This window comes from Adlercreutzia muris (assembly GCF_041223505.1).
GTDB lineage: Bacteria > Actinomycetota > Coriobacteriia > Coriobacteriales > Eggerthellaceae > Adlercreutzia > Adlercreutzia muris.
This window is the reverse complement of the sequence record NZ_JBCLQK010000004.1, coordinates 98,335-118,553: the sequence shown is the minus strand read 5'-3', so window position 1 is coordinate 118,553 and position 20,219 is coordinate 98,335. Positions and strand designations below refer to the sequence as shown.

Genomic DNA, 20,219 nt, shown 5'->3' with positions numbered 1-20,219 from the left:
CCCATCACCTCAATGATCTATATCATTTTGAAATCAATTTAATATCTACATGGTCTCTATCTAACCATACAGGCCATTTCAGAGGAGCGCATCATGCATTCCCTTTATGATGCCGCTAAGGATGCCTCAAATCAAGAAAAGCACGGCATCGGCTTTAGGGGAGGGCGGACTTTGGAACGACCGCGGGCTTGTCGAAATGGCAGCCAAGAAACGCGGAGAACGGCGGCGCATGGTCATCGCGAAAATGGACGGGGTCTGCTGGACAGCCATCATCGCCTATCGGGGAATAGCGGTACGCATAATCTCCGTGAGGCGTTCAACTAAAAAGGAGGCGAGATTCTATGACAGGTGTAACAACCGCCGAAAACCTTGAGGATCGGTTCGAGGCCGGCGAAGACGTGCTCGACTATTTTGACGTTGACGCTGCCGCCCGGCCCCTGCTCGACACCACGACCAAAACCATCACTGTCACACTCCCCCTCTGGCTCATTGCCGCTCTCGACGAAGAAGCCAGCCGGCGAGGCATGACCCGCAAGGGAGTCATCAATATGTGGCTCGTCGACCGCGCCGACAAGGAGCGTCAGCGCATGCTGCAAGGCTAGCGGGCGGCGCACCACAAACGGGCTTGGGCGCGGGCCCAGCCGTCCACCGCCTCTAGCTGATCGAGGCTCTCCACCGGCTGGACGCCCGCACGCTCATGGGCTTCCATGACGGCCTCCACGCAGGCGGCAATGTCCAAATAGCCGATCTGCTCGGCCAGAAACGCCGCCACGGCCACCTCGTTGGCAGCATTCATAACCGCAGGCAGCGTGCCGCCCACCTCGCCCGCATGGCGGGCCAGGGGCAGGCAGCGGAACGTATCCGTATCGGGGGCAGCGAACTCCAAGGTGCCCAGGGTGCGGAAATCGAGAGGAGCCACCGGAGCCTCCCAGCGAGCCGGGTAGGACAGGGCGAACTGAATGGGAATGCGCATGTCGGTCGTACCGAGGTGCGCGAGCACCGAGCCATCGGTGAACTCCACCATGGAGTGGATGGCGCTCTGGGGCTGCACCACCACTTCGATCTGGTCGTAGGCCATGGCGAACAGATGGTGCGCCTCGATCACCTCCAGGCCCTTGTTCATGAGGGTAGAGGAGTCGATGGAGATCTTGGCCCCCATGTTCCAGGTGGGATGGGCCAGGGCCTGGGCCGGCGTGATGGCCGTCAGCTCGCTGCGAGTCTTCCCGCGGAAGGGGCCGCCCGATGCCGTCACCCACAGCTTGGACACCTCCTGGGGATTCTCCCCCAGAAGGCACTGGTAGATGGCGCCGTGCTCGGAATCGATGGGCATGAGCGCCCCCGCCGGGCCTGTGACCGGAGCCGCGCCATCGGCACGGCGTTGCTCGTCGAGGCGGGCCGCCAAGGGCATGATGAGGTCGCCCCCCACCACGAGTGACTCCTTATTGGCTAGGGCCAGCACTTTGCCAGCGGCCAGGGCATCGTAGCTCGCCCGCAGGCCCGCAGCGCCCACCAGGGCGTTCACCACCACATCGGCCTCGGGCAGCTGGGCCAGGGCCGCCACCGCCTCGGGCCCCACGGCGAAAGAGGCCTCGCTCTCACCCACAGCGCCGGGCAGCGCAGCCACCAGAGCGCGCGCCTCATCGCAACGGGGATCGTCGATCAGAGAGGAGTCGCCCACGGCCAGATGGCGCACGCCGAACGCGCGGGCCTGGGCGAGCAGGCCGTCCAAGCTCCCATGCACGGCGAGCCCCACCACTTCCAGCTGGTCGCCATGCTGACGCACCACATCCAGTGTCTGGGTGCCGATGGAGCCGGTCGAGCCGAGAACGACGATGCGGCGCTTGCTCATGGGCCTGCCTTTCAGGTCGGGAACAGAAGGCGGGATGCCGCCCTAGAAGACGACGTAGGGAATGCATCCGCCGGCCACCATGAGGATGGCGGCGGTAATGGAGGTGAGGAACAGCGAATCACTGCGATCGAGCAGACCGCCATGGCCGGGCATGATAGTGCCGGAATCCTTGAAGCCCGAGTTGCGCTTGATGCGGCTCTCGGCCAAGTCTCCCAGAACGCCCATGCAGCCGGCGATAGCCCCGAAGGCCACCGCCTGCACGACGGACATGGTCACGCCTGGCACGAAGGAGATGGCGCACCAGAACAGCACCGAGCCCACGAGCCCCGCGAAGAAGCCCTCCCAGCTTTTCTTCGGACTCGTGCGCGGAGCCAGCTTGTGACGGCCGATCTTGCTGCCCACCAGGTAGGCAAAGGCGTCGTTGGCCCACACACTCAAGAACAGCAACAGCACCACGATGCCGCCCCACGGCTCCGGTAGCGATACGCGGATGACGATGAGACCGCACAGCAAAAGCCCGGTATAGGCTGCGCCGAAGAAGCTCACGCCCACATCGGGAATGCGGGCCCGCAGCCAGAACACGTACCAAACGATCAGCGCCAGCAGCAGCCCCAGGCTCACGAGCATGGCGCCGATGAGCCCGGCCAGATACACGCTCGCCGGATAGAGCACCGCCGCGACAATGCCGAGCATCTCGTTGGGCAGCTTCGCATCGGAGCGCAGCATGTAGAAGAACTCCCCAGCGCAGATGCCTGCCACGGCCATGAGCATGAGCACCATGGGAATGTTGCCCGCCAGCACGCACACCACGGTCACTGCCGTGTACACCGCGCCGGTACGGAAGCGCACCTGCAAATCAGAGGGATTCTTCAGCTTCTGCGGGGCCTTGTCGAGGGCCTTGCGCTTCAGGCGGTCGCGCTTCTCCTGGCGGGTCTCGCGCTTCTCCTGGCGAGCCTGCTCCTCTTCCTCGGAAAGGTCGTAATGCCACGGCGGCCCAGGAGGCGCCGAGGCGGGGTCGCAGGCCAGCGGGGGCAGCTCGCGCTCCTCATCCTCATCGGTCAGCAGGCCGAACCCGATATGGTCGGCCTTGGGCTCGCAACGGGCCCCCTTGATGCTCGGTGCGCTCTGGCGCAACCGCTCGCGGGCCCGACGGGCGCGACTCTTCTTCTCGTCGTCGGAGATGCCGCCTCTCATTTAGGCCACGCCCCCGAAACGGCGATTGCGGCCCTGGTACGCCAGCAGGCAGCGCAGGAACTCGTACCGGTCGAAGTCGGGCCACAGCACATCGGTCACCACGAACTCGCTATAGGCGATCTGCCACAGCAGGAAATTCGACACGCGCATCTCGCCCGAGGTGCGAATAACCAGATCGGGATCGGGCATACCGCAGGTGTACAGCCCGCGCTCGAACATCTCCTCGGTAGGCTCCAGCACCTCGCCGGTCTCCTCGGCTATCAGGATCGCCTCGCGCATGCAGACGGCCGTGGCCCGCAAAATCTCCTGGCGACCGCCGTAGTTCACGGCCACCACCAGGGTCATTCCCTCGTTGTCGCGGGTCTTCTCCCAGGCGGCGTCGAAGGCCTCGCGCGTCTCTGCAGGCAGCGGCGACAGATCGCCGATAGTGCGCACGCGCACACCCTCGGCATGAAGCCCGTCCACCTCGGCCAGCATGGTCTTGGCAAACAGATCCATGAGCCCCACGACCTCGTCTTCGGGCCGCTTCCAGTTCTCCGTAGAGAACGAGTAAATGGTGAGGTACCGAACGCCCAGGTCAGACGCGCAGCGAATGGTCTCGCGCACCGCCTCGATGCCGGCCTTGTGTCCGCGCAGGCGATTGAGCGCGCGCTTCTTCGCCCAGCGCCCGTTGCCATCCATAATGATGGCCACCGATTCGGGCACCCGCGCACGATCAAGCGCCGCAGGGTCGAGCCCCGCGGGCGGGTTCGGGAATATGTAATCCAAACTTTTAGCCATATCATTTCTCGCAGGTTCGCCCACGGAACCAGCTAGATCTCCATGACCTCGGCTTCCTTCTTCTTCAGCACCTCGTCGATCTCGGCGACGAACTTGTCGGTCATCTTCTGAATCTCGGCCTCGGCGCGCTTGGACTCGTCCTCGGGAAGATTGTCGTTCTTCACGGCCTTCTCAACCGCGGTGTTCGCATCGCGGCGGGCGTTGCGCACGGCCACGCGGGCCTCCTCGGCGAATGTCTTGCACTGCTTCACCAAATCGCGGCGGCGCTCCTCGGTCAGGCTCGGAAACGGCAGGCGGATGACGTTGCCGTCGTTGTTCGGGGTCACGCCCAGATCGCTCTCCAGGATAGCCTGCTCGATAGCGCGCAGCACGCCCTTGTCCCAGGGCTCGATGACCAGCAGGTGCGCCTCGGGCGTCTTCACGCCGGCCATCTGGTTCACCGGAGTGGGCACGCCGTAGTAGTCCACCTTGATGCGGTCGAGCACCATGGCGTTGGCGCGGCCGGTGCGCACGCCGATGAAGTTGTCCTTCAAGGCCGCCACGGCCTTCTCCATGCGCTCCTCGGCGCCCATGAGAATCTCATCGATATCTGCCATTGGGGTTTCCTCCCTCTTTAGGAACAGAGCCCGCGGGCTCCTCGGATACAAAATGCGCGACCGGGAAGGCCGCGGCCGTGCGCGCTACTCGACGACCGTGCCCACCGGCTCGCCCTGGAGCGCGGCCTTGATGTTGCCGGGCGTGGTCAAGCTGAACACGATCATGGGCACGTCGTTGTCCATGCACAGCGACGTGGCCGTGGCGTCCATCACGTTGAGGCCGCGGCTGAGCACGTCCATGTAGCTGATGCGGTCGAAGCGCTGGGCCTCGGGATGAGTCGTGGGGTCGGCATCGTAGACGCCGTCCACCTTGGTGGCCTTCATGACGCAGTCCACGTCCAACTCGCAGGCGCGCAGGGCGGCCGTGGTATCGGTAGTGAAATAGGGATTGCCCGTGCCGGCAGCCAGAATGACCACGCGGCCCTTTTCCAGGTGGCGCACAGCGCGGCGACGGATGTAGGGCTCCGAGACCTCCTGCATGTTGATGGCGCTCTGCACACGGGAGAAGATGCCGTGGCGCTCGAAGGCGTCCTGAAGGGCCAGGGCGTTCATCACCGTGGCCAGCATGCCGATGTAGTCGGCCTGGGCGCGATCCATGCCCTCGGCCGAGCCGGCCAAGCCGCGGAAGATGTTGCCGCCGCCGATGACCACGGCCAGCTGCACGCCGTCGTGCACGATCTCGGCAATCTCCTCGGCCAGGTCGTCGACCACCTTCGGATCGATTCCATACCCGAGATCGCCGGCCAGCGCCTCGCCGGACAACTTCAGCAGAACGCGATCGTACTTATATTCGTTCGCCATCGAGCAAATCCCTTCATCGGCAGGTTCTATCTAAACGGATACATATTACCCGAAATAGCGCCCCCGCACCGCCGCGCTCCCCCAAGACCTGAGAAAAACAGACGGCCCCTTGGGCGCCTTCGCCGCCTCTTCAAGCGGAAAACTGACCGAATCCGAAAAGAGGGCCCGCCAAAAACCGGCGGTCCGCACGGGCGGAAGCGATGTTTTCGCCTGAAATGGTCATCGAGATCGCCCCGGAAAGATCTTTCTGGCCAGAAATCAGCGGTTTGCACGAGCGAAGGCGGCGATTTTGCCCAAGATGCCAGCGAAAAGCGTCGCGGAAGGTCGCTTCCGGCCAAAAATCGGCGATCCGCACGGGCGGACATGAGAAAGCGGGACGCCAGGGAGGGTTGGCGTCCCGCGCGGGATAGGTTATCGAAGGGGTCCGCAGCAGGGCGTCCGGCCCGCAGCGGGGCACCCCGCCAGGCAGCGGGGCGTCACGGCTGCGACCGGCGGCCAGGCTAGGCGGCGCCTTCCAGCTGCTGGCAAGCCGCCAGGGCCTCGGCGTAGTCGCGCTGATAGGTCTCCACCTCGGCAGCGAGCACCGCCAGCGTATCGGCCGGCAGCAGGGCCGCGCGAGCCTCCTCCACCGTGGCGAAGGGGCTCGCCTCCAGCGCCAGGGTCAAAGCCCGCTCGGCGTTGCGCGCCGGGCCCACGCGCAGGCCGCGCCAGGTGCCGGCAGCCACGAGCGCCCGCCGCGCATCCCCGGCCTCACCAGCGTCGCCGACCCCGGCAGCGTCCCTAGCTCGAGAGCCAGCCGCAGCCACGCGGGCCTTTGCCTCGGCCACCTGGGCCTCGGCCCGGTCGAGCTCGGCGGCTCGATAGGCGGCCGTCCGCGCGAAGCGGTCGACCTCGGCGGCAGAGCGGGCCCGCGCCAGTGCCGCGCCCTTGGCCTCCATGGCCGGCAGCTGCTGGTACAGGCGCTCCAACTGCTCGAAGGTCTGCTCGGGCGAGGCCGCCCCGGCCGCCGAGTCGGCCCCGGCGCGGGAGCCGCGAAGCCCGCAGGCCCGCTCGGCCCCCGTCACAGCGGCGGTCACTAGATCTCCTGGTAGACGCCGGCCAGCTGCTCGCCGAGGCACTTGCCCTCCACCAGGCAGCGGCCGTGGCTGTTGCCCTGGATGTTGATGGGGTAGTCCACCGCGTAGATGTCACCGGCGCAGTTGCCGATGGCGTACAGGCCGGGAATCGGCTCGTCCTCGGCGGTCAGCACCTCGAAGTTGTCCGAGATGTGGATACCGCCCACCACCGACAAGAGGCCCGGAGCCACCATGCACGCGGTGAAGGGGCCCTCCTCGATGGGGAACAGGAAGTGCTTCTCCTTGTAGAAGTCGGTATCCTCGCCGGCCTTGCACAGGGCGTTGTAGCGCTCCACGGTGGCCTTCAGCTCGGCCGGATCCACCTCGATCATCTCGGCGAGCTCCTCCAGGGTGTCGGCTCGCTTGTAGTAGTCGGGCACCTCGGCGATGCCGTTCTCCACGGTGTCGGTGTGACCGTCCACAGCGGCCTGGTAGTCGGAGCCATAGGGGCGGAAGGTGTCCCAGAACATGCCGCCGCCGTGCTCGAGCGAGCCCAAGAGGTCGGTCTGCCAGTTGGCGTCGAAGATGGACCAGGCATGGTCGGCGCCGCCGTTGTACATCACGCCCAGGCACTTGCCCTGTACCCAGGTGGCCTCGTTCATGAAGCGCTTGCCGTCGGGGTTCACGAACAGGAAGGGGCCGTGGAAGGTGGCCGCCGCCTGCGGGTGCATCATGGTCGGCCAGGGGCCCTCCTGGAAGGCGCCGCCGGCCCAGGCGGCCATGTTGTGGCCGTCGCCCACGTTGCCCTGGTCGGAGCACAGGCGCGTGAACACGCGGTTGGCCACGGGGGCGAACTCGTTGATGTACTCGTCGTTGTAGCTGATATCGCCGGTGGCCAGCACGACGCCCTTGCTCGCGTTGTACTGCACGTACTCGCCGGCCTTGTTCTGGCAGATGGCGCCGGTTACGCGGCCGGACTCGTCCTGCACCAGCTGCACGGCGGGCATCTCGTACACGAATTCGGCGCCGGCCTTCAGAGCCTCAGCCTCGAACATGTACTCCACGAAGTCGGCCATGGTGTGCTCTTCGAAGATCGGGCCGCCGCTCATGAAATGGTAGCAGGCGATCTCGGGGTGCACCGTGGAGTTGGAGCCCACGGTGACCATGCACTTCGCGCCGTTGGCCTCAGCCATGTCCAAGAACCAGTTCATGCAGCGCTCCGACTCGCGAAACCACTTGGCCACGAGCGACTCGCGGCAGCGGTTGCCGCAGGTGGATACCCAGCGCTCCATCTCCAGCGACTTGTCGAACTTCAGCCCCAGATCGTCCAGGGCGCGCGAGGCGATGGCGCCGGTGCCGCCCACGCCGTGGCCGTTGAGCACGGCGTCCTTCTCCACCAGCACGACCTTCGCGCCGTTCTCAGCCGCGGAAAGGGCGCAACAGGCGCCGGAATAGCCGCCACCGATGACGAGCACCTCGGTGTCCACGGTCTCGGTGATCTGGTCGGCCGCGATGGGATCGGGCTTCACCTCCCAGGTGTGCTTGGCAGCCTCGCCGGTCTCGGACAGCGCGGCGTCGGCGGCCCCGCTATCCTGGGGCGCGCAGCCGGCCATGCCGAGGGCGGCCACGCCGGCGGCGCTGAAGGCAGCGCCCTTGAGCAGATTGCGTCGAGAAATTGCAGTCATGTTTCCCTCCATAGTCTCGTATGACCTGCGTGCCGGCACCGTCGCACCCCGCGCATCCGCGGGCAACGCGAGCGGACGCCAGCCCCTCCCCGGCTTTCTCCTTGCCGGGGTCGAGGGCCACTATGCCCGTTTCGGCACAGCCGCGTAAGCCACCAAATTGGGTATTTTGTCGCACCGGCACCGCCGCATTTCGGGTGCCCCATCACACTTTTGAGGGGGACATATTTTGGGTTGTTTTTGGAAACCGCCTGTTCAGGGCCCCCTATCGTCCCAAAGTTCTTGACAGCGGCCCCCGCGGCTGGCTCCGACGGCTGCTACAATGCACCCAGGGAAGGAGGGCATCATGGAACGAGCGAAGCGGCTCATCGAGGGGCTGCGCATTCACCATCTGGGATTCGGCTTCTTCTGGACCGTCACCTTCGTGACCCTCACGGGGTTCCAGGACGGCGGCGTGCTCGCCGGGCCGTGGCACCTCTACGCCCTGTCCGACGAGATCCTGCTGCCCGCGGCCGTGGGCGCCCTCGGCTTCGTCTGCGCGCTGCGCCGCCGCGAGTTGCCCCACGGCGCGGCATCGGCCGCCAGCTTCATGCTCAGCGGGGCCGCGCTGCTATACTTCCTCACCTTCCGCTTCGGGGAGGGCGGCGACCTGCTCGCTGTGGCGGCGGGACTGCTCATGGGCGGCGCCTGCGCGCTGTTCTTCCTCCTCTGGGAGCTGTTCTACGTCACCGAGGGCCAGCAGCGGGCCCTCATCTGCATTCCGCTGTCGGCGGCCATGTCGGTGGTGCTTTACCTCATCGTCGGCATGCTGCCCGCGGTGGCCATGGCCTTCGTCACGGTGACGGTGCTGCCCTTCCTTTCGCTTGTCAGCCTGCAGCGCAGCCTCGCGGAGATCGAGATGGACGCGGTGCCCGCCCTCACGCGTCCGCGCCTGCGCCGTGCCATCGGCGATTTGTGGCGCCCTGCGCTGTGCGTGGGCATTCTGGGATTCGCGCAGAAGCTCGTCGGCAGCGTGGGCTCCTCGGGGGCCGGAAGCACTTTCGCCGTGCTGCTCGGCTTTGCGGCGGCGGCCCTTTTGGTGGTGGCGCTCGAGCTGTTCCTGTCGAAGGGCTTCGACATCTTGCACATCTACCAGCTGCTGTTCCCGGCGCTCACCATCGTGTTCCTGCTGCCGTCGCTGTTCGGACAGCAGTACGCGCCCCTGCTGGACGCCTTCCTCATGTTCGGGTTCGAGGTGCTGAACCTGCTGCTCATCATCACCTGCGCGGTGTACACCGTGCGCAACGGCCTGCCGCCCTCGCCGCTGTACGCGCTCTGCATCGCGCCGGTGCTTCTGGCCATGACCCTCGGCGGCGTGGCCGGCGCCCTGCTCGGCCCGGCTCCCTCCAGCGACTTTGCCCACGGGGCGAGCGTCATCCTGTTCTGTATCGTGCTGCTGTCGGTGGCCCTCGTGCTAGTAGCGAGGGGGAAGGGCGAGGCGTCGGCCTCCCTCACCGATGCCGAGCTCCTCAATCGTGCGCCGCGGTCGTCGGCGAGGGGGGCTGCTCCCGCCGAGGTACCCTCCGACGTCGAAGAGGCCCCGGCCCGGGAAGACCGAGGCGCCGTCGTGGGCGCGTACCTGAGGGAGCGCGGCCTCTCCCCGCGGGAGATCGAGGTGGCCGAGCTGCTCATGAAGGGGCACACCGTGTCGGCCATCGCCGGCAAGCTGTTCATATCGGAGAACACCACCCGCGGCCACACGAAGAGCATCTACAAGAAGCTCAACGTGCACTCCCGCCAGGAACTGGTGGACCTAGGCGACCACCTGGCTGAGCAGCCCCGCTAGGGCCTAGAGCAGCGAGGCGCCTTGGCGGTCTCGGCACCATCCCAGCCAGCGTCTGGCATAAAATAAGGAGCGGAATTCGCATCCCGCTCCTAGCAACAAACTCACGAAAAAAGAAAATCTGAACTAAACACCAATCGAACACTCGAGCAAACACATAACGGGGCCATCTTAAGACAAGCTCCCTTCTTCGTCAACTACACGTGAAGCCAATAGCTATCAGGCCGGGCAATGAGACGTGCGTTGTTGTACGCCATATCAATGGTAAGGCACGTGTGCCCATAGTAAACGGACCGATCATCGCTCAAGGAGAGCACGAGCGCAAGATCCGCAGTGTTGGGATTCGTCAAATAGAGGGGCATAAGAAGCTGTATCCGACCTTTGTAATATTGGGGAACAACAGTTTTGTAATTAGCCTGGATGCGCTTCCTGACCTTGCGTATCTCCCCGTCGATCACAGACATGCAGAGGGACTCGCCCCCTTCCCGTAAACTAGAGGGAATGCGACGGAAATTCTCAGGGTCATGAATAATATGATTCCACTGAGGAACGATTTCCAATCTGCTGTCGAACAAGAGCAGGCTGGGATCTTCGAAGTAATTTGCCCGCCTCAAGCGCGAGCATGCCTCGTGGCTTATGGGCCGATATTGCATTGTATAGCTGTTGCAGAAGGAGATAAACTTCCAAGGCTGCTTATTCTCATTTGGGTTCTTCTCGCAGTAGAAATATATCTCCTGCCAGTTTCTATCGAAAAGCCCGGTGTTGAAACAGGCCACATCGCCGTCTATGTAGATCAGTGTCTGCTTGTCTTCGTCCGCCGCTTCCTCTCGATCATGCCAAAGTTTCTCGAAGGTAAAGTACAGGTAGTTCTTCAATACCCCGAAATCATTTTTTCCCGAGCAACTCCATCTCTCAGGCTCTAGCTCGTCCAAAGCAAGTTGCCGAACCCGACTTGTAAAAAACTCATAGTTGCCCAGAAAAGCCCAGTCTCTTAGCTTCATTTTCACCCCACATATAATGTGCTACCAATATCTTCCTATTATAATTAGAAAATATAATCTAACAATACTATATACATCAAAAGTCGATATCTCACCTATAGCAGATATCGGCGAGAGAGGGCTTTGCATAGGGACGACTAGCCGGCCAGCTAAAGCAGTGGCGGCACCTCGGTAGTGCCAAGATCGTAGTAGAAGGCGTTCGTCTCCATGGCAATGGCATCGCTCGCGCCGCCTCCGGCCGGCGTGCCCTCGTTCTCCATCGCCACACCTCGAATGGCGCCTTCGCCTGGGACGAGCCCATGTAGGACGCCGTGCCACACAGCGTGCGCGTCACAGCCTCAAAGGTCTTCGCGTACCGACTCGCAGCAGCCGCCCGATAGGCCGACCGCGACGTCGACTTGCCGCCCCTATAGGACGAGGAGCCCGGGCTCCATCCGCTGCCGCCCCCTCCGGAGCCGCCCGACTTGTAGCCCGACTGCCTCACCGTCTTCGCGATACTCTGGGTCGCCTTTTTCAGAGGGGCCCATATGGTCTTGGCCTTCCGGGCGCTCTGGACCCTTTTGACAGTCGTGACGATCTTCGATATTGCCGAGGTCTTCTTCAGCTTCTGGATCGTGCTCTTGCGAGCCGTCGACTGCTTGGTCGCCCGCTTCTTGGCGGCCTGCTGTTGCTTGTAACGGTTCTTTGCGGCGGACACGTGGCCCGTGGGGTCGGCCGAGGCCACCGGGTTGCCCTCGGCGTAGGCGTAGCTGGCCGCGATGCGGCCGTCGCCGGCCATTACGGCGCTCACGCTGCCAAAGCCGTCTTCCAAGTACGTATCGGCCACAGGCACGGCCTCAGTGCCGCCCACAGTGGACAGGCGCCCCAGGCCGTAGGTGTCGTTCAGGGCGCCCGATACACTGGATTCGCGGGCCAGGGGCTGGGCCACATCGTCGATGACCGTGGAGTTCACATAGGCCACCAACTCCCAGCGCTCCTGCACATAGGGCGTGTAGGTGGAGCCCTGGGTACCAAATCGCCTATTTTTGACATCCTTCTTGGCTTTCCTGTCAAAAATGAGGGGTTTGGTATCACGGACAGTTTTTTAGCGATGCTGTGACCTGGTGTTCCTCTGGGCAGAAGCACCAAACCCCTGCTTTTCGCCAAGAAAATGACACCAAACTGCCCGTTTCCGCCAGAAACCTCCCTGAGGTTGGCGGAAACGGGCAGTTTGGTGTCGCAGAGGGTCTTGCGCGGCCACTTTACAGCCAGCAGAGCTATCCGCAGCCCCCCTCTGCCGTCGGCAGGGCTATCCGCGGCCTCCCTCCTCTGCGGGCGGCAGGGCTATCCGCGGCCTCCCTCCCTCTGCCGCCGGCAGGGCTATCTGCGGCGCCTTTTCCTCGCAACCGACAATCGCCCCCTTCCATCAAACGCAAAGCGGGCCGGCTCCGGGAAGGGAGCCGGCCCGCTGGGGTTGCGAGGCATGGGCGGTGCTTAGGCGAGGCACCTGGTGCCGTAGCGGTTCACCGCACTGGCGCGGCGGAGCGCCTTGCTGCAAGTTGAAGCACTCGTCGCGCCGAGGCGTCGGACAGATGCGGGTTGGCTCGAAGCCTACGCGGCGTCTTGCTGCTGCTGGCCGTAGAGGAGCAGCATGTCCTCGATGCTCAGGCCGCCCATGCCGCCCTGGGGCTGGTCCATGGACTGCTGCTCGGTCTCGGCCTTCTTCTGCTGCTGGGTGGCAGCGTCGTCGCCGAGGGTCACCTGGACCTCCTTCTCCTGGCCGCCGCTGTTCACAGTCAGGGTTACGGTGTCGCCGGGGTTCTTGGTGCGCACGTCGAGCATGAGGTCGCTCGCGCTTTCCACGGGCTGGCCGTCGAAGGCGGTGATGATGTCGCCGGGCACGATACCGGCCGCCGCGGCGCCGGAATTCTCGGACACGCCGGCCACATAGGCGCCGGTGTCAACGGCCAGGCCGTAGCGCTGGGCCGCCTGGGCACTCACGGTAGACAGGCTCACGCCGAGCTGGGCGTGGGTGGGCTCCTGGCCGGCGATGATCTGCTGGGCCAGGTTGATGGCGTAGTTCACCGGGATGGCGAAGCCGACGCCGGAGTAGTTGCCGGAATAAGAGGTGATGAGCGTGTTGATGCCGATGAGCTTGCCCTCGTCGTCCACGAGCGCGCCACCGGAGTTGCCGGGGTTGATGGCCGCGTCAGTCTGGATCATGTTCGGATAGATGGTCACCTCACCCGAGCCACCGGACTGCATGGACTCGGTGGCGTCCATGATCTGGGAACGGCTCGTAGCCGATACGATGCCCGTGGCCACCGACTGCTCCAGACCGAAGGGAGAGCCGAGGGTCATGACCCACTCGCCAATGGTGAGATTGTCGGAATCGCCAATATCCATGGGGGTAAGCCCGCTGGCGTCCTTGGCCTTCAGCACAGCCACGTCGGAAGAGGCGTCGGTGCCCACCAGCTCGGCGTCGTAGGTCTCGCCGGCCACGGTCACCTTATAGGCGGCACCACCTTCAACCACGTGGTTGTTCGTGATGATATAGCCATCCTCGGACAGCACCACCCCAGAGCCCTGGGAGTACATCTGGAGCTCCTGGCCACCCTGGTCCTGCGGAGTGCCGTAGCCGTAGTTGTAGCCGAACAGCTCCTCCAGACCGCCCATGCCGCCCATGGACTGGGGGGCGGCGTACACGTCGATGGCCACCACGGAGGGCAGGCACTTCGCGGCCACGCCCTCGGCCAGAGTGGCATCCTCGCTCGGCGAGATGACCACCGGCTGGCCGGTGTTGGGATCGGTCACCGTGGTGGCCGGGGAAGAACCGGTCATGGCATCCACAGCGCCCCACACGCCAAAGGCGAGCACGCAGGCCACCAGGGCACCGGCAAATGCGATGAGGAAGGTCTTGCCGCCGGAGCTCTTCTGGGCCGCATGCTGGGCATGGACGGGCTCGGCTTCATAGGTTTGCTGGGCACCGGCCTGGGGCGCGGCGTAGCCATGCTGGGGCGCCCCCCAGGCTTGCTGGCCATGGGGAGCACTGTGGGTTTGCGAAGCGGCCGGGGCGGGGTGAACCGGCTGGAAGGAATTCGGCTGGCCGGGCTGGCCACCGGGAGCGGGAGTGCCCCCGCCAGGGGCGGGAGTGCCGTTCATGTCAGTCATAGGGGTCTCCTTTGCAGAAGGGTTGCAACGTATGCTGCGGCAAACCTTAGCACGCCCCTGAGAGAATCCACCATGCTGGCAACCCATCGTCACGCTTGCGTCACGGAGATACACCACCTGGTGTACATCTAGGGGCGGCCAGCGGAACGCAGGCGACCCCCTCCGCGTGAAGAAGGGCGGTCTGCCGGGCACGGATGTGACACTCGACGAAAAAGGGGGCGGCCCCTTCCGGAACCGCCCCTAAGTCCTAAGCCCTGCGCCGGCTCTGACGCCGCGACCGCGCCAGGGCGATGACGGCCACGCAGCCGGCCACGCAGGCCGCGACTACCAGAAGGGCCCCGCGGGCCGCATCCCCGGTCTGGGCCAGGTACAGCAGTGTGCGGTGCTTCTTGCCGTCGTCCACGTCGCCGCCGATGATGCCGCCCTTGGCGTTCACATCGGCCGACGGGTACACCGGGTCGGGGTTGCTCACCCCGGGATGCCCCTCGATGAAGGACTCCCAGCCCTCGGAGGGCACGAAGGGGCCGCCAGGGGTCGTGCCGGCACCGCCGGGCTCGCGGGTGGAGGGCAGCGTGCCGTGGGCCGAAGCCGTGTTGCCCACGTCCTTACCCACCGCGTCCTCGGTCACCAGGGCGTCGAAGGTCACCGACACCGAGGCACCGCCGGGCAAGTCGCCGCAGGCCACGGCCAGCACGCGGCTGCGCACATCGTAGGCCGAATCGGGCACGTCGTGCACCGTGCCGGCGGCATCGGTCAGCTTGATGCTCTTCTCCAGCACCTCCAGCCCCTCGGGCACCTCGTCGCGAACGACCGCGTCGTACCACATGGAATACGGCTTGGCGTTGCTCACCGTTACCGTGTAGCGCACGGTATCGCCCACGTGGGTGCTGCCGTCGCTGCGGTCCAGGTTCTCGGCCGTCTTCACCAGCTTCACATCGGCCGGTCCCTCGTCGTCATCTTCCAGCTTCGGATCCGACGGGCTCGCCGTGCCGGGGTCGGCCGGCTCGGAGGGCGGGATTACGATCTCCTCGTCCTCGGGAATCTCGGGGAACAGGTCTTTGATCTCGTCGATGACGTCCTTCTCCTTGTCCTCCCACGTGGTACCGTGGTCCTCGGGGTTGTAGGGGCCGGGCGGGGTGGGCTCACGGTCGATCACGATGGGCCCCGGCGCGGGGTTGTCGGGATCGGGCTCGGGCACCGTCTGCGAAGGCTGGGTGCCCAGGGGCGCCGCAATGTTGGACAGGTTGCCATCGCCGTCCAGGGCCTCGCCGGTCACCGTGCACTCGAAGGTAACGCTGGCGCTTTTCAGCCCCGGCACATCGCCCAGGCAAAAACCGAGGATGCGCGAGTTCTCATCCCAGTCGGCCTCAAAGTCGCGGTACTCCTTGCCGGCCGCATCGGTCACCACCGCCGAGCCGGCCACGTAGGCCAGACCCTGGGGCAGGGGGTCTTTCACCACCACGTCGTAGTAGGAGCTGCCGGGCTTGCCGTTGGCCACGGTAATAGTGAAGCGGATGGTATCGCCCACCAGGGCCGATGCCTGGTTGGGCCGGTTCGCGAAGCCGGGGGTCACGTTCTCGGCCGTCTTGGTCGTGGTGATGTCGCCGCCGGGGCGGGGGTCCACATCGTCAGGCACGATGATGAGATCGTGGTCGTCGCGGGCATCGGGGTCCACCGGGTCGGGGCGCATCTCGGGCGTAATGGGCACCGTGACGATGACCTCCTCGCGAATGGGGTCGCCATCCGGGTCATCGGGGTTGGGCCGCTCGATGGTCACCGGAATATCCACGTGGTCGGCCTCGGGATCCTCCTCCAGCTTCTGCTTGATCTGCTCGTCCAGCTCCTTGGCAATATCCTCGGGCGACTGTGGATCCTTCTTGTCGCCGAACTGCACGATGACATCGCCCTCCTGGATGGGGCGCTTCGGCGGCTGGGCATCGGGGTCGTCCGGGTCGGCATCGGGATCGGTCGGCGGAGCCGGCTTCGTGGGGTCGTCCGGATCGGCATCCACGGCCTCGTCGAAGGGTGAGCCGGGCTTCACGGGGCCCACGGGCACGCCGGGCTTCTTCGGCGTGTCGGGGTCGTCCGGATCGTCCGGGTCGGTCGGATCCGGGTCGAGCAGGTCACCGCCGAGAATCTCGGTGGCCGTGTCGGGGTCGGGCACGATGGGCTCCGGCTCCGGCTCGGGGGCGGCATCGGGGCTCGGGGGCAGGGTCGGATTGGCCTCGGCCTCGGCCGGGGTCACCTCTACGCCGTTCTCGGTATCGATGCGGTTATCCCAGTCGAAGGCATCGGGATCGATGCCGTAAACGCCCGACACCTCGGAATGGCTCAGGAACTCCGGCTTCTCGCCCGGCTGCTTGTCCAGCACATCGGTCTTCACGACCACGTCCAGCTTGAAGCGGTAGGACTGGCCGCCGAACAGCGTGGGCAGGCTCTTCACCACCACCTTGTCGCCGACCACCTCGTAATCGGCCTGCACCTCGTTGCCCTCCGGGTCAACGATGGTCAGGGCCGAGAAGTCGGTGTCGCCGGGAATGCCCAGCTCGTACACGGGGTTGATGCAAGCCGTGTCGTTCTTCTCGTTGGTGGCCGTCACAACGTAGCGCAAGGTGTCGCCGGGGCGTATGGTGCCGTCGGTGCGCGACATGTCGTAGGCCGTCTCGGTCATGGCCAGCTCGGGCTCCTTGGCCAGATCGGGGAAGATGTACACGTCGAAGCTCTTGGTCACGCTGCTGTAGGCGCCCGTGCCCTTGATGGTGGCCGTAATGGTGGTCTTGCCCGCCGACATCACCCGCGCCACGGCGCCCACGCCGTAATCCACCTTGCCGTCCACATAGGGACGGTTCGTGGTGAAGTCGTTGGGCTCGATCTTAATCACGCCCGGGTTCGAGCTAGTAAATACGATGTCGCCGATGGAATTGGACTGCACATACAGCGGGAACCAATCCGCATGGGTCGCGATCACCGTGCCGTCCTCGTCGGTCTCGTCGCGGAACTTCGACACGTCGGTCTCCTCCCGCTTGCCGCGGGGCTCCTTGGTGGCAGGGTCAATCCAGTCGCGCTCGGTCTTCTCGTTGATGTTGGCCTTCACGGTAGCCTCGTTGGCGGCCTGGTCGGCATCGCTGAGACCCTCGCCGTTGGGCACATAGCCGGTGTCCTTCATGTTGAACAGGCGGAAGTCCGGCGTGGCCAGCTCAATTTCCACCGGTGCCGCCTCGTTGGCCGACTCGTAGTAGTTCACGTAGGCGGAATCGTTGTGGGCCGGCTGCCAAGCTTCGCGGGGCTCGGTGCCCATGATGCGGGCCAGGGCCGAGGCCACAGCGGCGCTGGCAGCGGCCTCATCGCGCGGGTCGGACCCCGGCCGGGCGCTCGTGTACTCCACATACACATGGTGCTCGTTGCCCTCAGCGCTCTTGTCCTCCAGGCCGAAGGCCTCCAGCTGGCCGCGGGTCAGGTTGAAGTAGGCCATAGTGTGCTCGCGGCCATCCGCGTCCTTCTTGATCCAGGCCCGCTCGAAGGTGTCATCCTCTAGTTTGGCGCGATCGAACTCGATGACGCCGCCGAGGCTCTCGGGCACCGCGCGCCCGTCGATGTAGAGCTGCAAGCGGCCCGTCGGTGCCGCGCAGGTGGTCTTCGACATATTGGAGCCGTCGGGGTAGGTGTCGCCGAAGGGCAGCTTGTCGCTGGTTACGTCCACGGGCACCACCAGGTGGTTGTTCGTGGCGGTGTTGAAGTTGCCGGCGTTCTCATCCTGGGCCCAGGTGGGGCCAGTGTACTCCTTCTCCACCTTGTTGCCCTCGCCGTCGGTGATCTCCAGTTTCAGCGGCTCGGTCAGTTCCCAGGAGGTCTTCGAGGTCACTGGCGAGATGACCGCACTACCCGTAGCCGCATGGCCCCAGTAGGTCATGTTGAAGTTCGGGTCGGAGGCGTACTGGTTGGAGCGCACCTCGATGGTGTAGGTTCCCGCAGCAGCGGGCGTCTTGGTGTTCTCCGATGCGCTGCCGACCGTCTCGCCGTCCTCATCGACCTGCCAATAGTAGTACTTGATGAACTTGTTCTGGTTCAGCTTGCCGTCAATGGGATCGTCAACGGGAATGGGGGTCTTCTCCACATCTACCCGCTCAAGCTCCTTGCCATCGTAGTACTTGTTCCAGTTCTCCCGCACGAAGGTCTCGTCCAGCTCGAAGACGTTCCACTCCTTCGGCTTGGTGTCGCCGCTGCCCACCGATCCAGGGGGAAGGGTGGTATTGGAGGTGAGCAGCTTGTCTCCCACATAATAGGAGAAGTTCGCATCGATCTGATGGTCGTCGTTCGTGCCTTGGGGAAGCCAGAGATACAGCTTGCCGTCGTTCAGATTCGCCGGTGCCCCATAGCGCGGGTCGGAGAGCTTCTTGTCAAGCAGAAGCTCCCAGCTCTCCATCTTGGCGTTAAAGTCCGGTGTGACCTGCGCCTTATCGGCCGCCGCCTGAATCTTCGACTTCACATCCACGGTGATCATGCCGACCTTCTTGGTCTTCTCCACGTCACCATAGGCCAGGCCATCATTGTCGTTGCCCTGGAAAAGCGTGCAGTAGACCGAGCCGCCAGTGATGATCACGTAGCCCTGATTGCCACCAATTTCGAGATAGCCGGCGCCGTTGCCCCAATGGGGAAGCAGCGTGCCGCCGGTGATGAGAATGGTCTTTCCTGCATTGGTGCCCGCGCAACCCTGACCGAAGGCATTGCTGTGCTCTGCGCCAAAGGCTTCAATAAAGCCGCCGTTAATGGTGATATCGCCAGCCACCGTGGCGTGAGCATTGCGCGTTATAAGGGCATCCTGGAAGGGGAATGTGTACTGGGTCCCCAGGGACATGCCGCCCTCGTAGGTGCAGCCGCCGCCGATGGCCGCCCCATGATAGGAAGCATAGGCTTTCACCTCACCGCCGTTGAAGATGGTCTCGGTGCTGCCCGCTGCGTGACCACCGCCAATGCCGCAGCCGGCGCCGTTGCCAGTTCTGTCGTTTGCCTCGGCATGGATAATGCCGCCGTTGAACGTCATGTGACCCGAATTCTCCAGAGGGCCGCCGCCGATGGCCGCCGCACGAATACCGCCATAGGCGTTCAAGGCTCCCGGATTTCGGCTGTCGAGATTCGAGAGGCTGTTGACCAGATCGGAGCCTTTGGCCGTAGCCGTCTGCGTGTCGCCGTCCTTATCACGGTACTTCGTGCCTGCGGGAATCATGCCCTGCTCGGGAACAATGGCCCTGCCGGCCGTGTCCACGTTGCGAACCGCGTCGTCCACCACGAGAACCGAGCCCTCGCCGCAGCGAAGGGCCGGGTACTGCTGATAGCGCGTGGGGTCGGTGGCAGTATTCGCCGTCTTTGTAAGGTGCCGGTTGGCGTAGAGCGTGTTCACCGTGCCATCGGCGAGGGTGAGGTGCACGGTCGTCTTGTTCTTCACGTCGTCGGCAGACACTTCTGTCGTGAGGTAGGAGCCATTATCGGTGCTGTTGGTGACGATGTTGAAGGGAAGTTCGCTGCGAATGTTCACGCCCTCGAAGGTGATATCGGCCTTCACGCCGGGCTCGACCCGGATGGAGGTGGACACCGCCGTATCAACCCCCTGGGTATTCCTCAGACGATAGGTGCCGTCTTTCTTGATGACGAGGGAGGATATCGTGTTTTCGGCCTTGGGCTGAGGGTACACCGTAATGTCGCGGCCGCTGTTCGAGCCAGCGGGACGCGTGCTACTCCGACAGTAATGGGTATAGGTCACCGTCTCCAAATCGTAGTCGGTGCCAGGGGTGCCGCCCTGGATGGAGAGGCCGCCGTAGTCGGTGAAGCCGTCGCTGTCGGCCTGGGGAGCCGGCTCTCCCCCGTCGGCCGCCGTCGCGATGCCATCATCGGCTGGGGGAGCAGCGACAGCCGGGGCATCGGCAGAGTCGGCGGCATCGACAGCGGGATCGGCTACCTCTTCCTTAGAAGCGCCCCCCCCCGTGGCGTTTTCGGAGCCATCGCCGGGTGCCGAGCTGTCAGGCGCAACGCCATCGCCACCAGCGGAAGTGTCGGCGTGCTCATCAGATTCGGGCGGCAGGGCCTCGCCAGTGCCAGTTTCGCCGGCATCCAGAGGACGGTCGTTCACCGTCAGCGAATCGGAAGATGTTTCTTCAGGGCTTCCGTAGGCGAATGCACCCACGGACGGCAGGGCCAAGCCCGCCGCCAGGGTTACCGCCAGGATGCAACGAAACAGCTTCTTTTGGGGTACGTTTTCTTTCATTGCTGCTCCCACCTGGCCTTCCACAGCCGA

14 protein-coding genes are annotated in these 20,219 nt (G+C 64.5%); 3 read left to right on the top strand and 11 right to left on the bottom strand.

The window, feature by feature from the left end; translation table 11 throughout:
- Window positions 1-106 precede the first annotated feature (106 nt).
- Both AAK988_RS05460 and brnA read left to right on the top strand, forming a co-directional pair.
- Window positions 107-373, top strand: a complete 267-nt coding sequence (locus AAK988_RS05460) for a BrnT family toxin (protein ID WP_369880476.1) — start codon at window positions 107-109, stop codon at window positions 371-373.
- Window positions 342-602 (top strand): type II toxin-antitoxin system BrnA family antitoxin, encoded by a 261-nt coding sequence (gene brnA / locus AAK988_RS05455; RefSeq protein ID WP_242369579.1) that lies wholly within the window; start codon window positions 342-344, stop codon window positions 600-602. The genes AAK988_RS05460 and brnA overlap by 32 nt, the downstream gene beginning before the upstream one ends.
- Here brnA and dxr read toward each other — a convergent pair.
- The 7 genes from dxr to AAK988_RS05420 all read right to left on the bottom strand — a co-directional run bounded on the left by dxr (window position 599) and on the right by AAK988_RS05420 (window position 7,960).
- The gene (gene dxr / locus AAK988_RS05450; protein ID WP_151429520.1) at window positions 599-1,849 is read right to left on the bottom strand and encodes a 1-deoxy-D-xylulose-5-phosphate reductoisomerase; all 1,251 of its coding nucleotides are present in this window, start codon (window positions 1,847-1,849) and stop codon (window positions 599-601) included. The two genes, brnA and dxr, sit on opposite strands and share 4 nt — an antisense overlap.
- Window positions 1,850-1,891: 42 nt before the next feature.
- The gene (locus AAK988_RS05445; protein WP_151429519.1) at window positions 1,892-3,043 is read right to left on the bottom strand and encodes a phosphatidate cytidylyltransferase; all 1,152 of its coding nucleotides are present in this window, start codon (window positions 3,041-3,043) and stop codon (window positions 1,892-1,894) included.
- Window positions 3,044-3,823 carry an undecaprenyl pyrophosphate synthase gene (uppS, locus tag AAK988_RS05440; protein WP_151429518.1) on the bottom strand — a complete coding sequence of 260 codons (780 nt, stop codon included), beginning with the start codon at window positions 3,821-3,823 and terminating at the stop codon, window positions 3,044-3,046.
- 32 nt (window positions 3,824-3,855) lie between these two features.
- Complete coding sequence (frr, locus tag AAK988_RS05435; RefSeq protein WP_135970644.1) at window positions 3,856-4,419, bottom strand: ribosome recycling factor; 564 nt, start codon at window positions 4,417-4,419, stop codon at window positions 3,856-3,858.
- Between the two features lie 84 nt (window positions 4,420-4,503).
- Window positions 4,504-5,220 carry a UMP kinase gene (pyrH, locus tag AAK988_RS05430; protein WP_135970643.1) on the bottom strand — a complete coding sequence of 239 codons (717 nt, stop codon included), beginning with the start codon at window positions 5,218-5,220 and terminating at the stop codon, window positions 4,504-4,506.
- Between the two features lie 500 nt (window positions 5,221-5,720).
- Window positions 5,721-6,296 carry a hypothetical protein gene (locus tag AAK988_RS05425; RefSeq protein ID WP_369873477.1) on the bottom strand — a complete coding sequence of 192 codons (576 nt, stop codon included), beginning with the start codon at window positions 6,294-6,296 and terminating at the stop codon, window positions 5,721-5,723.
- Window positions 6,296-7,960 (bottom strand): FAD-dependent oxidoreductase, encoded by a 1,665-nt coding sequence (locus tag AAK988_RS05420; protein ID WP_321194126.1) that lies wholly within the window; start codon window positions 7,958-7,960, stop codon window positions 6,296-6,298. The genes AAK988_RS05425 and AAK988_RS05420 overlap by 1 nt, the downstream gene beginning before the upstream one ends.
- A gap of 343 nt (window positions 7,961-8,303) precedes the next feature.
- Here AAK988_RS05420 and AAK988_RS05415 point away from each other — a divergent pair, with 343 nt between their 5' ends.
- Window positions 8,304-9,782, top strand: coding sequence for a helix-turn-helix transcriptional regulator (locus AAK988_RS05415; protein ID WP_369873478.1), 1,479 nt, complete (start codon window positions 8,304-8,306; stop codon window positions 9,780-9,782).
- A gap of 194 nt (window positions 9,783-9,976) precedes the next feature.
- On the opposite strand, the gene AAK988_RS05410 is transcribed toward AAK988_RS05415, so the two are convergent.
- From AAK988_RS05410 to AAK988_RS05395, 4 genes are all read right to left on the bottom strand, one after another.
- Window positions 9,977-10,780, bottom strand: coding sequence for a DUF3825 domain-containing protein (locus AAK988_RS05410; protein WP_369873479.1), 804 nt, complete (start codon window positions 10,778-10,780; stop codon window positions 9,977-9,979).
- A gap of 91 nt (window positions 10,781-10,871) precedes the next feature.
- The gene (locus AAK988_RS05405; protein WP_369880475.1) at window positions 10,872-11,762 is read right to left on the bottom strand and encodes an RHS repeat-associated core domain-containing protein; all 891 of its coding nucleotides are present in this window, start codon (window positions 11,760-11,762) and stop codon (window positions 10,872-10,874) included.
- A 608-nt stretch (window positions 11,763-12,370) separates the two neighbouring features.
- A complete protein-coding gene (locus tag AAK988_RS05400; RefSeq protein ID WP_369873481.1) occupies window positions 12,371-13,930 on the bottom strand; it encodes a S1C family serine protease in 1,560 nt (519 codons plus the stop codon).
- Window positions 13,931-14,177: 247 nt separating this feature from the next.
- Complete coding sequence (locus tag AAK988_RS05395) at window positions 14,178-20,189, bottom strand: isopeptide-forming domain-containing fimbrial protein (protein ID WP_369873482.1); 6,012 nt, start codon at window positions 20,187-20,189, stop codon at window positions 14,178-14,180.
- Window positions 20,190-20,219 lie beyond the last annotated feature (30 nt).